This is a genomic window from Paenibacillus pasadenensis, assembly GCF_002864175.1.
Lineage (GTDB): Bacteria > Bacillota > Bacilli > Paenibacillales > Paenibacillaceae > Paenibacillus_O > Paenibacillus_O pasadenensis.
Genome location: NZ_NFEZ01000004.1, coordinates 2966882 through 2980586 on the forward strand (window position 1 = coordinate 2966882; position 13705 = coordinate 2980586).

The 13705-nt window shown below is 62.7% G+C and carries 9 protein-coding genes; all 9 read right to left on the bottom strand.

The window, feature by feature from the left end; translation table 11 throughout:
* Window positions 1-5: 5 nt before the first annotated feature.
* Window positions 6-2825, bottom strand: coding sequence for a translation initiation factor IF-2 (infB, locus tag B8V81_RS22405; protein ID WP_028597392.1), 2820 nt, complete (start codon window positions 2823-2825; stop codon window positions 6-8).
* Window positions 2818-3144: a L7Ae/L30e/S12e/Gadd45 family ribosomal protein gene (locus tag B8V81_RS22410; protein WP_373864109.1), complete on the bottom strand. Its 327-nt coding sequence runs from the start codon at window positions 3142-3144 to the stop codon at window positions 2818-2820. Before B8V81_RS22410 ends, infB begins: the two co-directional genes overlap by 8 nt.
* Window positions 3134-3451 carry an RNase P modulator RnpM gene (gene rnpM / locus B8V81_RS22415; protein WP_028597394.1) on the bottom strand — a complete coding sequence of 106 codons (318 nt, stop codon included), beginning with the start codon at window positions 3449-3451 and terminating at the stop codon, window positions 3134-3136. Before rnpM ends, B8V81_RS22410 begins: the two co-directional genes overlap by 11 nt.
* 22 nt (window positions 3452-3473) lie before the next feature.
* Window positions 3474-4571, bottom strand: a complete 1098-nt coding sequence (gene nusA, locus B8V81_RS22420; protein WP_101809227.1) for a transcription termination factor NusA — start codon at window positions 4569-4571, stop codon at window positions 3474-3476.
* A gap of 26 nt (window positions 4572-4597) precedes the next feature.
* Window positions 4598-5059 (bottom strand): ribosome maturation factor RimP, encoded by a 462-nt coding sequence (gene rimP, locus B8V81_RS22425; protein ID WP_101809228.1) that lies wholly within the window; start codon window positions 5057-5059, stop codon window positions 4598-4600.
* Between the two features lie 178 nt (window positions 5060-5237).
* The gene (locus tag B8V81_RS22430) at window positions 5238-9542 is read right to left on the bottom strand and encodes a PolC-type DNA polymerase III (RefSeq protein ID WP_101809229.1); all 4305 of its coding nucleotides are present in this window, start codon (window positions 9540-9542) and stop codon (window positions 5238-5240) included.
* A 167-nt stretch (window positions 9543-9709) separates the two neighbouring features.
* Window positions 9710-11158, bottom strand: a complete 1449-nt coding sequence (gene proS / locus B8V81_RS22435; RefSeq protein ID WP_028597398.1) for a proline--tRNA ligase — start codon at window positions 11156-11158, stop codon at window positions 9710-9712.
* A 21-nt stretch (window positions 11159-11179) separates the two neighbouring features.
* Window positions 11180-12454, bottom strand: coding sequence for an RIP metalloprotease RseP (gene rseP / locus B8V81_RS22440; protein WP_028597399.1), 1275 nt, complete (start codon window positions 12452-12454; stop codon window positions 11180-11182).
* A 78-nt stretch (window positions 12455-12532) separates the two neighbouring features.
* On the bottom strand, window positions 12533-13672 hold the full coding sequence (locus B8V81_RS22445; RefSeq protein WP_101809230.1) for a 1-deoxy-D-xylulose-5-phosphate reductoisomerase: 1140 nt from the start codon (window positions 13670-13672) through the stop codon (window positions 12533-12535).
* Window positions 13673-13705: the final 33 nt, after the last annotated feature.

Genomic DNA, 13705 nt, shown 5'->3' on the forward strand with positions numbered 1-13705 from the left:
TCTTCTTAGCGTTCTACCTTTTCCTGGACGAAGCCTTCGATGATGTCGCCTTCCTGGATGTCGTTGAACTTCTCCAGCGTGATGCCGCACTCGTAGCCTTGCGACACTTCCTTGACGTCATCCTTGAAGCGCTTGAGCGTATCGATCTTGCCTTGATGCACGACGATGCCGCCTCGAATGACGCGGGCTTCGGCCGAGCGCGAGATCTTGCCGTCCGTGATCATGCAGCCGGCGATCGTGCCGACCTTGCTGACCTTGAACAGGTTGCGCACTTCGGCATGGCCGGTGACGACTTCCTTGAAGATCGGGTCGAGCATGCCCTTCATCGCCTGCTCGATCTCCTCGATGACGTTGTAGATGATGTTGTGCAGGCGTACGTCGACCTTCTCCTGCTCGGCCGCTACCGCCGCCTGGGATTCCGGACGGACGTTGAAGCCGATGACGATCGCGTTGGAAGCCGAAGCAAGCGCGATGTCGGATTCGGTGATGGCGCCTACGCCGTTGTGGATCGACTTGACGCGCACGCCTTCGACCTCGATCTTCTCGAGGGAGCCGCGCAGCGCTTCGAGAGAGCCCTGCACGTCGGCCTTGATGATGACGTTGAGGTCCTTGATCTCGCCTTCCTTGATGTGCTTGTAGAGATCGTCCAGCGTGACGCGGGAGTTCGCGCCCATCTCGGACTGGCGCTGCTTGATCGAGCGGCGCTCGGAGATCGCGCGGGCTTTGCGCTCGTCCTCGAACACCATGAACGGATCGCCGGCTTGAGGCACTTCCGTCAAGCCTGTGATCTCGACTGGAGTCGACGGATCGGCTTCCTTGAGACGGCGTCCCTTGTCGTTGATCATCGCGCGTACGCGGCCGAACGTATTGCCGGCGACGAACGCATCGCCGATCTTGAGCGTGCCGTGCTGCACGAGCACGCGGGCGACCGGACCTTTGCCCTTGTCGAGCTCGGCCTCGAGCACGGTGCCGCGAGCGCGCTTGTTCGGATTCGCTTTATAGTCGTTGACCTCGGCCACGAGCAGGATCATTTCGAGCAGCTCCTCGAGGTTGGTGCGCTGCTTGGCGGAGACGTTCACGAAGATCGTATCGCCGCCCCACTCTTCCGGCACGAGCTCATATTTGGTCAGCTCTTGCTTGATCGTATCCGGGTTGGCATCCGGCTTGTCGATCTTGTTGACCGCCACGATGATCGGCACCTTGGCCGCCTTGGCGTGGTTGATCGCTTCGACCGTCTGCGGCATGACGCCGTCGTCGGCCGCCACCACGATGATCGTGATGTCCGTCACCTCGGCGCCGCGAGCGCGCATCATCGTGAACGCTTCGTGGCCCGGGGTATCGAGGAACGTGATCTTCTTCTGGTTGATCTCGACCTGGTACGCGCCGATATGCTGGGTGATGCCGCCGGCCTCGCCGCTCGTCACGTTGGTGGAGCGGATGGCGTCAAGCAGCGTCGTCTTGCCATGGTCGACGTGGCCCATGATCGTGACGACCGGAGCGCGGGACACGAGGCTCTCCTCTTCGTCCTTCTCCTCGACCGTCTCGAAATCGTCCTCTTCGACCGGAATCTTGACTTCGACTTCCTCGACCTTGAACTCGGAGGCGACCAGCTGGATCGTCTCGATGTCGAGCTCCTGGTTGATCGTCGCCATGACGCCGAGGAAGATCAGCTTCTTGATGACCTCGGAAGCGTCCTTGTGGAGCAGCTTCGCGAGCTCGCCGACGGTCATGCTGCCGCGGACGATGATCTTTTTCGGCGTGTTGTCGATCTTGTCCCGCTGCGGCTGGCTGCTCTTGCCGCCGCGGCCGTTTTTGCCGCGGCTGCGGAAGTTTCCGCCGCGATCGTCGAAGCGGCCGCCTTGGCCGCCCGGCTTGCCGCCGCCGCGGCGGTTGCCGCCTTGGCCGCCCGGTCCGCCGCTGCGTCCCGCGCCGCCGCCCGTGCCGCTGCGGCTGAAGTCGCGCTGGCCGCCGCCCGCCGGCTTGTTGTCGCCGAACGTACGCGGAGCAGGAGCCGTGCTGCGGCTCTCGCCGCGGGAAGCCGTGCCTGCGCCTGCGGCTTGGCCGGCTGGCCGGCTGCCGCCGTAGCCGCCGCCTTGACCTGCCGGACGGCCTGGGCCGCCGCCCTGGCCGCCTGGACGATTGCCGCCGTAGCCGCCGCCTTGGCCTGCCGGACGGCCTTGGCCGCCGCCTTGGCCGCCGGGACGATTGCCGCCGTAGCCGCCGCCTTGACCTGCCGGACGGCCTTGACCGCCGCCTTGGCCTGCCGGGCGTCCTTGACCGCCGCCCTGTCCTGCCGGACGGCCTTGACCGCCGCCTTGGCCTGCCGGACGACCTTGGCCGCCGCCTTGGCCTTGCGGACGGCCTTGGCCGCCGCCTTGGCCTGCCGGACGTCCTTGGCCGCCGCCTTGTCCGCCGCGGCTTCCGCCTTGGGAAGTACGCTGAGTGCCGTTGCTGCTTGAGTTGTTCGATGTCGTATTCATAGTCACCTGTCGATCCTGTTGGTTTGGTTGTTGGGTTTGCTCTTGACGTGGAATAGTATGCACTCCTTGTTGCTCCGGCCGCTTTTCGGTCTGACGGGCGGAGGACGTGCCGGCCTGCTGGCCGCCCTGCGCCCGCTTCGCCGCGGCGTTCGCTTTGATGTCGCGGAAGAATCCTTCCACCTTGCTGACCATGCCGCTCTCCATGACGCTCATGTGGTTGTTGACCGGCGTATCCAGCCGCTTAAGAATCGTGATGATTTCCTTGCTGCTCATGTTAAGGGACTTCGCGTATTCATACACGCGAAGCTTCTCTTTGCCTTCTTTACCGTCTTGTGGTTTAGTCAATATTCTCCACCTCCGTATTCTGGCTCAAATGACCCCGAATCATGTCGGCAAATCCCCGATCCGTTATGGCGACGACCACCCTCTCTTCCTTGCCGAGGGCATGCCCGAGCGTCTCGCGGGAAAAAGCTTCGGCCATAAATACGCCGTAGGACGAGCATTTGTCACGGTATTTCTTGCGGGTGTTGCCCGAAGCGTCGGCAGCCACAAGCACGAGCGCCGCCTTTCCCTGGCGCACGGTCCGCAGCACCGTATCGTCGCCGGTCACGACTTTGCCGGCGCGCATCGCCATGCCCAGGCTGGAGAGAGCCTTATTCGCCATCCTCGTCATCCTCCTGCGCCTTGGCGGCGAGGAACTGCTCCTCGACGGAGATGAACTCGCGCTCCAGCTGGTCATAGATTTCCGGCGGCACCGCCTGCTTGAGCGCGCGGTCGAGCGCCTTGCTCTTCTTGGCGAGGCGGAAGTTCTCCGCCGTGCCCTTCAAATAGGCGCCGCGGCCGGATTTCTTGCCGGTCAGGTCGATGCTGATCTGGCCGTCCGGCGTGCGGACGACCCGAATCAGCTCTTTTTTCGGAAGCATCTCCTGGCTTGCGACGCATCGGCGCAGAGGGATCTTTCTCGGTCTCATCGGCGAATTCCCTCCTTCCCGCTCAGTCGATCGTGACGGAGTCCTGGTGCATCGCGGCGCCTTGGGTCCGCTCGCGGCCGAACTCCTGCTCCGCCTGCGTCTCGCTCTTGATGTCGATCTTCCAGCCGGTCAGCTTCGCCGCGAGGCGCGCGTTCTGGCCTTTGATGCCGATCGCCAGCGACAGCTGGTAGTCCGGCACGATGACGCGGGCCATCTTCTCCTGCTCGAAGACGATGACCTCCAGCACCTTGGACGGACTGAGCGCGTTGGCGACGTACTCCTCGACGCTGTCCGACCAGCGCACGATGTCGATCTTCTCCCCTTTGAGCTCGGAGACGATCGTCTGCACGCGCATGCCCTTCTGGCCGACGCAAGAGCCGACGGGATCGACCTCGTCGTTGCGGGAGTGGACCGCGATCTTGGAGCGGAAGCCGGCCTCGCGCGCGACCGAGCGGATCTCGACGACGCCGTCGTAGATCTCCGGCACCTCGAGCTCGAACAGGCGCTTCAGCAGCCCCGGATGCGTGCGCGAGAGGATGATCTGCGGCCCTTTCGTCGTATTCTCCACCTTGGTGATGAACGACTTGACGCGATCGCCGTGCTTGAACTTGTCGGTCGGCATCAGCTCGGTCAGCGGCAGCACCGCCTCCACCTTGCCGAGGTCGACGAACAGGTTGCGCGTATCCTGGCGCTGCACGATGCCGTTGACGATATCTTCTTCTTTATCGATATAAGCGTTATAAATCAGGCCGCGCTCAGCTTCCCGGATGCGCTGCGTGACGACCTGCTTGGCCGTCTGGGCGGCGATCCGTCCGAAGTCGCGGGGCGTAACCTCGATCTCGGCCACGTCGTCGAGCTGATAATGCGGATTGATCTCGCGCGAAGCCTCGACGCTGATCTCCAGGCGCGGATCGAGCACTTCTTCCACGACGTTCTTGCGCGCATAGACCTTGATCACGCCGGTATGGCGGTTGATGTCCACGCGCACGTTCTGAGCGGTGTTGAAGTTGCGCTTGTAGCTGGAGATGAGCGCCGCTTCGATCGCTTCCAGAAGCACGTCCTTGGCGATTCCCTTCTCGCGCTCGATCTCGTTCAGCGCTTCAATAAAATCCATACTCATGAAACTGTCAATCCCCCTTTCGCGAATTAGAAAACGATAGCCAGCCGGGCGCTGGCCACCTTGGCATATGGAATCGAGTAGCTCTTGCGTCCGACCTGGACGGAGACGGTCTCTCCGTCGAAGGCGAGCAGCGGACCCTCGAATTCTTTCAATCCGTCGACCGGCTCGTACGTCGTGACGCACACCTGCTTGCCGACCGCCTTGCTGACATCCTCAGGCTTCTTGAGCGGACGCTCCGCTCCCGGAGAAGAGACCTCCAGAAAATAAGCGTCTGTGACGGGATCGTTCTCGTCCAGGCGCTCGCTCAGGTATTCGCTGATTCGGCCGCACTCGTCGATGTCGATTCCGCCGTCCTTGTCGACGAATACGCGGAGGAACCAATGGCTGCCTTCCTTGACATAGTCAATGTCGACAAGCTCGAAGCCGTTTTCGGTAAGAAAGGGCGTGATCATCTCTTCGACGACCGCCTTGATTCGGGATGTGCTCAACTCCGATAGACCCCCTGATCCAAACGTAAAAAGTAGTGGACAAAACGTGAAGAGTGGGTTTCCCCACTCTTCAGAAAGTACATCTATCCTCATGATTACCAAAAAAATTATACCATAACCCCTGATGACTGACAAGAATTGTTTTCCTCTAAAGCGATTGGAGCAGCCGCCGCCAGCCCTAGAAGAGAGACAGCTGGTTGGACTCCGGAAGGCCGCGGAAGCAGCCCATTCCGCCCAGCACCTCGACGATCGTCTTGGTCGCCTTGGAGCGCTGCTGGAAGTCTTCTACCGAGAGGAACTCTCCGCCGTCGCGAGAGGCGGCGATGTTGCGCGCGGCATTTTCGCCGATGCCGGCGATCGCCGCGAACGGCGGAATGAGGCTGTCGCCGTCGATCGTCCAGCGCGTCGCCTCCGAGCGGTACAGGTCGATCGGCTTGAACGAGAAGCCGCGCGCCGTCATTTCGAGCGCCATCTCCAGGATGGAGATCGACGCCTTTTCCTTCGGCGAGGCGGCGAAGGCCTTCTGCTCGATTTCCACGAGCCGCTTCAAAATCGCGTCGTAGCCTTGGCAGAGCAGCTCCAGGTCGAAGTCCTCCGCCCGCACGGTGAAGTAGGTCGCATAGTAGGCGATCGGATGGTAGAGCTTGAAGAACGCGGTGCGCACGGCCGAGATGACGTAGGCGGCGGCATGGGCTTTCGGGAACATGTACTCGATGCGGAGGCAGGAGTCGATGTACCACTGAGGAACCTTGCAGCGCTTCATCTCCTCGATCCATTCCGGCGTCAGTCCCTTGCCCTTCCGCACGCTCTCGGTGATCTTGAACGCGAGGCCCGCGTCCATGCCGGCCTTGTAGATCAGATAAAGCATGATCTCGTCGCGGCAGCCGATGACGGTCTTGATCGTGCAGGTGCCTTTTTTGATGAGCTCCTGCGCGTTGCCGAGCCAGACGCCCGTTCCGTGCGACAGCCCCGATATTTGCAGCAGGTCGGCGAACGAGCTCGGCTGCGTCTCTTCGAGCATCTGGCGGACGAACTTCGTGCCCATCTCCGGCACGCCGTACGTCGCGACGCTCGAGCGAATCTGCTGCGGCGTCACGCCGAGCGCCGTCGTCGAGTTGAACAGGCTCATCACCTTCGGATCGTTCATCGGGATCGTCGTCGGGTCGATGCCGGTCAGATCCTGGAGCATGCGCATCATCGTCGGATCGTCGTGGCCGAGAATGTCGAGCTTGAGCAGGTTGGCGTCGAAGGCGTGGTAGTCGAAGTGGGTCGTCATCCACTCCGCGCTCGTATCGTCGGCCGGATACTGCACCGGCGTGATGTCCTCGACCTCGATGTAGTCGGGCACGACGACGATGCCGCCGGGATGCTGGCCCGTGCTCCGCTTGACGCCGGTGCAGCCCGATGCGAGGCGGCTGAGCTCCGCTCCCCGCCATTTGCGGCCCTTCTCTTCTTCATATTTCTTGGCGAAGCCGAACGCCGTCTTTTCCGCCACCGTGCCGATCGTGCCCGCGCGGAACACCGCCTTCTCGCCGAACAGCACCTTCGTATAGTTATGGGCGATCGGCTGGTATTCGCCCGAGAAGTTGAGGTCGATATCGGGAACCTTGTCGCCCTTGAAGCCGAGGAACGTCTCGAACGGGATGTCCTGGCCTTCGCCGCGCATCATCGCTCCGCACTTGGGACAGGCCTTGTCCGGCAGGTTGAAGCCCGAGGAGACGCTGCCGTCGAGAATCCAGTCGCTGTGGCAGCAGCCGTCCGTCTTGCACAAATAATGCGGCGGCAGCGGATTGACCTCGGAAATGCCGAGGAAGGTCGCCACGACGGAGCTGCCGACCGAGCCGCGGGATCCGACCAGGTAGCCGTCCTCGTTGGATTTCTTGACGAGACGCTCCGAGATGAGATAGTTCGCCGAGAAGCCGTACTTGATGATCGGCACGAGCTCCTTCTCCAGCCGGTCGATGACGACCTGCGGCAGCTCCTCGCCGTACATGCGCCGAGCCGTCGCGTAGCAGGTGTCGCGGATCTCGTCGTCGGCCCCCTCGATGATCGGCGTATACAGCTTGTCCGGGAACATCTCGTACGTCTCGAAGCGCTCGGCGAGCTCCACCGTATTCGTCACGACGACGCGATAGGCGAGCTCTTCGCCGAGGAAGCGGAATTCCTGGAGCATCTCGTCCGTCGTGCGGAAATGCGCGTCCGGCTTGCGCTGGTCCTTGAGCGGGCTGAAGCCGGTAATGCCCATGATCGTGATCTCGCGGTACATCTTGTCGCGCGGATGCAGGTAATGCACGTTGCCGGTGGCGATGACCGGCTTGCCGAGCTTGTCGCCGATGCGGCAGATCTTGCGCATCGCCTCCTCGATCTCGGCGCGGCTGCCGACGAGTCCCTTGTCGACGAGATGCATGTAGAAGTCGACCGGCTGGATTTCCAGCACGTCGTAGAATTCGGCGACATCTTCCGCTTCTTCGACCGTCTTGTTGAGCACAGCCTCGAAAAACTCGCCCTTCTCGCAGCCGGAGATGACGAGCAGCCCTTCCCGCATCTCCTTGAGCTTGCTCTTGGGAATGCAGGCGACCCGCTTGAAATGCTTCGTATGCGAGAGCGAGATCAGCTTGAACAGGTTCTTCTTGCCGACCGCGTTCAGCGCGTAGATGTTGCAGTGGAACGGCCGCGAGTTGGACAGGTCCATGCCGACATAATCGTTGAGCTGATGCAGCCCCGTAATGCTGCGCTCGGCCGCGTCGCCGATCAGGCCGTACAGCACGCCGGCGAGCGCCACCGAGTCGTCGACGGCGCGGTGATGGCTTTCGAGCGAGACCTTGTATTTGTCCGACAGCGTGTTCAGCCGGTGGTTCTTCATCGTCGGGTGAAGGAAGCGCGCCAGCTCCAGCGTATCGAGCACCGGATTGGACAGCTCCGGGATGCCGATCTCCTTGCAGGCCGCCTGGATGAAGCCCATGTCGAAGCGGGCGTTGTGCGCGACGAGCACGCTGTCGCCTACGAACTCGGCGAATTCCTTGAGTTTTGGAGCGAGCTCCGGCGCGCCGCGCACCATGTCGTCCGTAATGTTCGTCAGCTGCTGGATGTGGTACGGAATCTTTTCGTGCGGATCGATGAACGTGGCGAAGCGGCCGATCTCATGCCCGTCCTTGTATTTGACGCCGGCGAGCTCGATGATTTTGCAGGCCGTGATCGAAAGTCCCGTCGTCTCGATGTCGAACACGACATACGTCGCATCCTTGAGCGATTCCTCGCGCGGATTCAGCACCATCGGCACGGCGTCGTTGACGACGTTCGCCTCGACGCCGAACAGCACCTTCACGCCGTTCTTCTTGCCGTGCTTGAACGCGTCGGGAAAACATTGCACGTTGCCGTGGTCGGTGACGGCGATCGCGCCGTGGCCCCATTTGGCGGCAGTCTTGATATACGCGTCGACCGGCGTGACGGCGTCCATCGTGCTCATCGTCGTGTGCAGATGAAACTCGACCCGCTTGACCTCCGCCGTATCGGTCCGCTCCTTGGGCGGCAGCACCTCGTGCAGGTCGTTCGGCATCATGACCAGCTCCGGCTCCTGCATGAACCGGTCGTATTCGACGCGGCCGCGAGCCTTGATCCACTTGCCGTTGGCCAGCTTGGACAGCACCTTGACGTCTTCCTTCGTCTTGGCGAACATCTTCATCGCCATCGAGTCGGTGAAGTCGGTGACGTTGAACGTGAACAGCGTGCTGCCGTTGCGCAGCTCCTTGACGTCGAGCCCGAACACCGTGCCTTGCACGGCGATCTTCTTTTCTTCCTCGACGATGTTCATCATCGGCACCGGCTCGTCGCGGATGTCGTAGCCGACCGCGAGCTTGACGTCGCCGTCCTCCGGCTCCGGCACCGCCTCGGAGGCGACGCTCGTCATGATCTGCTGCACCTGCTCGCTGTTTTCCTGGACGACGCGCTTCTCGAACTGCTCGTACAGCTCGCGCGAGCTTTCGCCTGCGGCGAGCTTCACCCGCAGCGTGCGGCGGAAGCGCTCTTCGTAGAAGGCTACGATCGCCTCGTCGATCTTCTTGCGCTTCGCCAGCTCGAGACCGGCCCGGTCCATCAGCATGATCTGCAGCACGCCGCCGCTTGCCGAAGGCGCGGCCTTGGCCAGCCAGCCGTTGACCGACGCCATTTCCCGCTGCGCCCACTCGACGAACAGCGGCCAATATTCCAGAGCCAGCTCGTCCGTGGAGATCGAATCATCATAAGTAAAGCAAAAGGTGACGTCCGCCAGATGGCTGAACTTCTGCTTGATCGTCTGGCAGAACACCTTGTAATAGTCCCGTTTCACGAGCAGACTTTTGGCGATGCAGAACGTCCACTCGCGGTTGCTCGGGCTGACCAGCACCTTCTCGATATGGCCATCCTGAAAATGGGCTCCGATCAGGTCCGGCGCCAGCTCCGCCTGCTTCATCAACAGCTCGAAGCGCTGTCGCTTTGCCTCGCTCATATGTTCCCTCCCTGCTTGAAGACCGTCCGATTCCAGCAATCAGACTCTATTATACCGTCGAAAAATGGAGAAAGACATAGAAAGTTGCCGCCCTCGCCGCGGCAGCCGCTCTCCAAAAAAACAAAGCCAAGCCCCTGGCGGGACTTGGCCTTGAACAAGCCTGGATATCAGTACGCCCGGGCGAATACGACCGTATGGGCGGCTTTCTCGCCGCAGCACAGGCAGGACGCCTTGCGTTCGGAAGGCTCGAACGGAATGTTCCGGCTCGTCGCGCCCGTCTCTTCCTTGACCTGCTTCTCGCACGCCTCGGAGCCGCACCAGCCGGCCGTGACGAAGCCGCGCTTCTGCTCGAACAGCGCCTTCATCTCGTCAAGCGTATCAACCGCGAACGTGTTCTCCGTGCGGAAAGCGGCCGCCTTCTCGTACATCTCGCGATGCACCTGCTCCAGCATGCTCTCGATCTCGGCGAGCAGGTCGCTCTGGTTAACGATGCGCTTTTCGCCGCTGACGCGGGAGACGAGCACGCAGACGCCGTTGTCCATGTCGCGAGGGCCGAGCTCGAGACGGATCGGCACGCCGCGCATCTCGTACTCGTTGAACTTCCAGCCCGGGCTGACGTCCGAGCGGTCGTCGACGCGCACGCGCACGCCGGCCTGCTTGAGCTGGCCGAACAGCTCGTCCACCCGCGCGAGCACCGCGTCGCGGGTTTTCGGCGGTCCGATCGGAATCATGATGACCTGCGTCGGGGCGATCTTCGGCGGCAGCACGAGGCCGCGGTCGTCGCCGTGCACCATGATGAGCGAGCCGATCAAGCGCGTGCTGACGCCCCAGGACGTCGTATGCGCGAACTGCAGCTGGTTCTCGCGATCGAGATACTTGATGTCGAACGCGACCGCGAACTTGCTGCCAAGGTAATGCGAGGTCCCCGCCTGCACGGCGCGCCCGTCCTTCATCATCGCTTCGATCGAATAGGTGTCGACGGCGCCTGCGAACCGCTCGGACGGCGTCTTCTCGCCGCTGATGACCGGAATCGCGAGATAATCCTCGACGAAGCTGCGGTACACCTCGAGCATGCGCATCGTCTCCTCGCGCGCCTCCGTCTCGGTCTCATGCGCCGTATGTCCCTCCTGCCAGAGGAACTCGCTCGTGCGCAGAAACGGCAGCGTGCGCTTCTCCCAGCGGACGACGTTCGCCCACTGGTTGATGAGCACCGGCAGGTCGCGGTACGACTGGATCCATTTGCTGTACATATGGCCGATCATCGTCTCGGACGTCGGACGGATCGCCAGCCGCTCCTCAAGCGGCTCGCCACCGGCCTCGGTCACCCACGGCAGCTCGGGGTTGAAGCCCTCGACATGCTCCTTCTCCTTTTGGAAGAAGCTCTCGGGGATGAACAGCGGGAAGTAGGCGTTGCGGTGGCCGGTCGCCTTGAAGCGGCGGTCCAGCTCTTCCTTGATATGCTCCCAGATCTCATAGCCCTCGGGACGGAACACGATGCAGCCGCGCACCGGCGAGTAATCCATGAGCTCGGCTTTTTTGATGACGTCGATATACCAGCGCGAGAAATCCTCCGCTTGAGGCGTTATTTCCGTTACGAACTGCTTTTCCTTCGACATGGCTGAACCGCCAGCTCCCCTCTACCCTTTGACAAGTCGCAATATATCGTTGTAGGTCACGGCCAGCATCAGCAGCATGAGCATCATGAAGCCGATGACGTGGACCATGCTCTCCCGCGCCGGATCGATCGGCCGTCCGCGCAGCGCCTCGATACCGATGAACACGAGGCGGCTGCCGTCAAGCGCCGGAATCGGCAGCAGGTTGAAGATGCCGAGATACAGGCTGAGCAGCGCCGCCCAGCTCGTCAGCTGCGTCAGGCCCTGGCGGGCGATCTGGCCCGTCACCTCGGCCGTGCGCACCGGACCGCCGAGGTCGTCCAGCTTGAAGTCGCCGGTGATCAGCTTGCCGAAGCCCTGGAAGATGCTTACCGTCATGTCCTTCATGAGCGTGAACGTGCCGGTGATCGTCTCGCTGAACGTGGCCGCCCGGCGCGGATAGCCGGCCGTGATGCCGACCTTGCCCATCTTGGTGTCGGCGTCGAGCTTGGGCGTCATCGTGAACGTCATCGTCTCGCCGCCCCGCTCGACGACGATGTCGAGCGGCTTGCCGGCCGACTCGCCGATCACCTGGATCATGCGGTCGTAGTCCGCTTGGATGTCCTCGCCGGCGACCGTCTGGATGACGTCGCCTTTGTGCAGGCCGGCCTGCTCCGCCGGCATGCCGCCGACGATGCTGTTGATGACCAGATGCCGCGGGTTGTCGACGGCGACGCCGGCCATCTGGATGTACGCGGCGAACAGCACGATCGCGAGGATGAAGTTCATGAACGGCCCGGCGGCGATCGCGAGCGCCCGCTGGCCGACCGTCTTGCTGCCGAACTGCCGGTCCAGCGGAGCGATCTGCGTCTCCCTGCCCTTAGCGATCATGAGCGCTTCGGGATGCACCTCGTAGCGCTCGGAGTCGCCCTCGACGAGCAGCTGCACGAACAGCCGGCGCTCCAGGTCGATCGCCTCCACCTCGCCGCGGACGACGCCGCTGCGCTCATCCAGCTTGTCGAGGTAGAGGCGCGTCGCCTGGCCGTTCTTGACGCGGATCGCGATCGTCTGGCCCGCCTGGATCTCGACGAGCTCCGGATCCTCTCCCGCCATGCGGACGAATCCGCCTGCCGGCACGAGCCGAAGCGTAAAGCGGGTCTCGCCCCGCTTGATCGAGAACAGCTTCGGGCCGAAGCCGATGGCGAACTCGCGGACGAGGATGCCGGCGCGCTTCGCAAAAAAATAATGTCCCCATTCGTGAATGGTGACAATGACGAAAAACACGAGAACGGTCATGAAGATGACCTGCAATGTACCCATCGATGTCGGTGCCTCCTGTCGCTTTAGGCCTGTACCTTAGATTATCATTATTCTCCAGCCTGGCACAAGAGAACCGACTTAGAGGGAGGCGGCCAGCCGGCGGGCCCACTGGTCCGCCTCGGCGATCGTTCCGAGATCGGGATCGAATGCAGAAACATGCTTCTCCATCGCTTGCTGCAGGATGGCCTCGATCGCGAGGAATTCGATCTCTCCGCGCAGGAAGCGCTCGACCGCGACCTCGTTGGCCGCGTTGAAGACGGTCGTCGCCGTCCCTCCGATGCGGCCGCACTCGTAGGCGAGCGCGAGGCAGCGGTAGCGGTCGAAGTCCATCTCCCGGAACGTAAGCTTGCCCAGCTCGGCCAGGCTCAGCCGTTCCGTCGGCGACGGATGCCGCTCGGGATGCGACAGCGCGTACTGGATCGGCACGCGCATGTCCGGCAGTCCGAGCTGCGCGATGACGCTGCGGTCGTTGAACTCCACATAGGAGTGGATGATGCTCTCGGGATGGATGAGCACGCCGATGTCGTCATAGCCGAGGCCGAACAGCCAGCGGGCTTCGATGACCTCCAGTCCCTTGTTGACCATCGTCGCGGAGTCGATCGTGATCTTGGCTCCCATCGACCAGTTCGGGTGGCTGAGCGCCTCCTGCACGGTGACGCCGCGCAGCTGGTCGCGCGTGCGGTCGCGGAACGATCCGCCCGAAGCCGTCAGCATGATGCCCCGCACATCCTCGCGCCGCTCGCCGTTCAGGCACTGGAAGATCGCCGAATGCTCGCTGTCCACCGGCAAAATCGAAACGCCCCTGCGCCGAGCCGCTTCCATGACGAGATGGCCGGCCGTCACGAGCGTCTCCTTGTTGGCGAGCGCGATGTCGCGGCCCGCTTCGATCGCGGCCAGCGTCGCCGGCAAGCCGCGGCTGCCGACGAGCGCCGTGACGACCGTATCCGCGTCGCCGCCGCCGGCAAGCTCGACCAGCCCCTGCTCGCCCTGCAGCACCTCGATCTCCTGCGGCAGCGCCGCGCGCGCGGCGCGAGCCGCCTCCTCGGTCGCCAGGCAGACCCGCTTCGGCCGGAAGCGGAGCGCCTGCTCGATCAGCAGCGCGGAGTTGGCTCCCGCCGCCAGGCCGTCGAGCGCATAGCGCTCCGGATGGTGCGCGACGATGTCCAGCGTCTGCGTGCCGATCGAGCCGGTCGATCCGAGCACCGTAATTTTTTTCACTGCGATCGACTCCTTGTCTTGCAGTATGTACCG

Excerpts from the sequence above, each read along its gene's own strand:
- B8V81_RS22410 (WP_373864109.1), bottom strand. The coding sequence starts at position 3,144 with ATGGCGAATAAGGCTCTCTCCAGCCTGGGCATGGCGATGCGCGCCGGC.
- rnpM (WP_028597394.1), bottom strand. The coding sequence starts at position 3,451 with ATGAGACCGAGAAAGATCCCTCTGCGCCGATGCGTCGCAAGCCAGGAG.
- nusA (WP_101809227.1), bottom strand. The coding sequence starts at position 4,571 with ATGAGTATGGATTTTATTGAAGCGCTGAACGAGATCGAGCGCGAGAAG.
- B8V81_RS22430 (WP_101809229.1), bottom strand. The coding sequence starts at position 9,542 with ATGAGCGAGGCAAAGCGACAGCGCTTCGAGCTGTTGATGAAGCAGGCG.
- proS (WP_028597398.1), bottom strand. The coding sequence starts at position 11,158 with ATGTCGAAGGAAAAGCAGTTCGTAACGGAAATAACGCCTCAAGCGGAG.
- rseP (WP_028597399.1), bottom strand. The coding sequence starts at position 12,454 with ATGGGTACATTGCAGGTCATCTTCATGACCGTTCTCGTGTTTTTCGTC.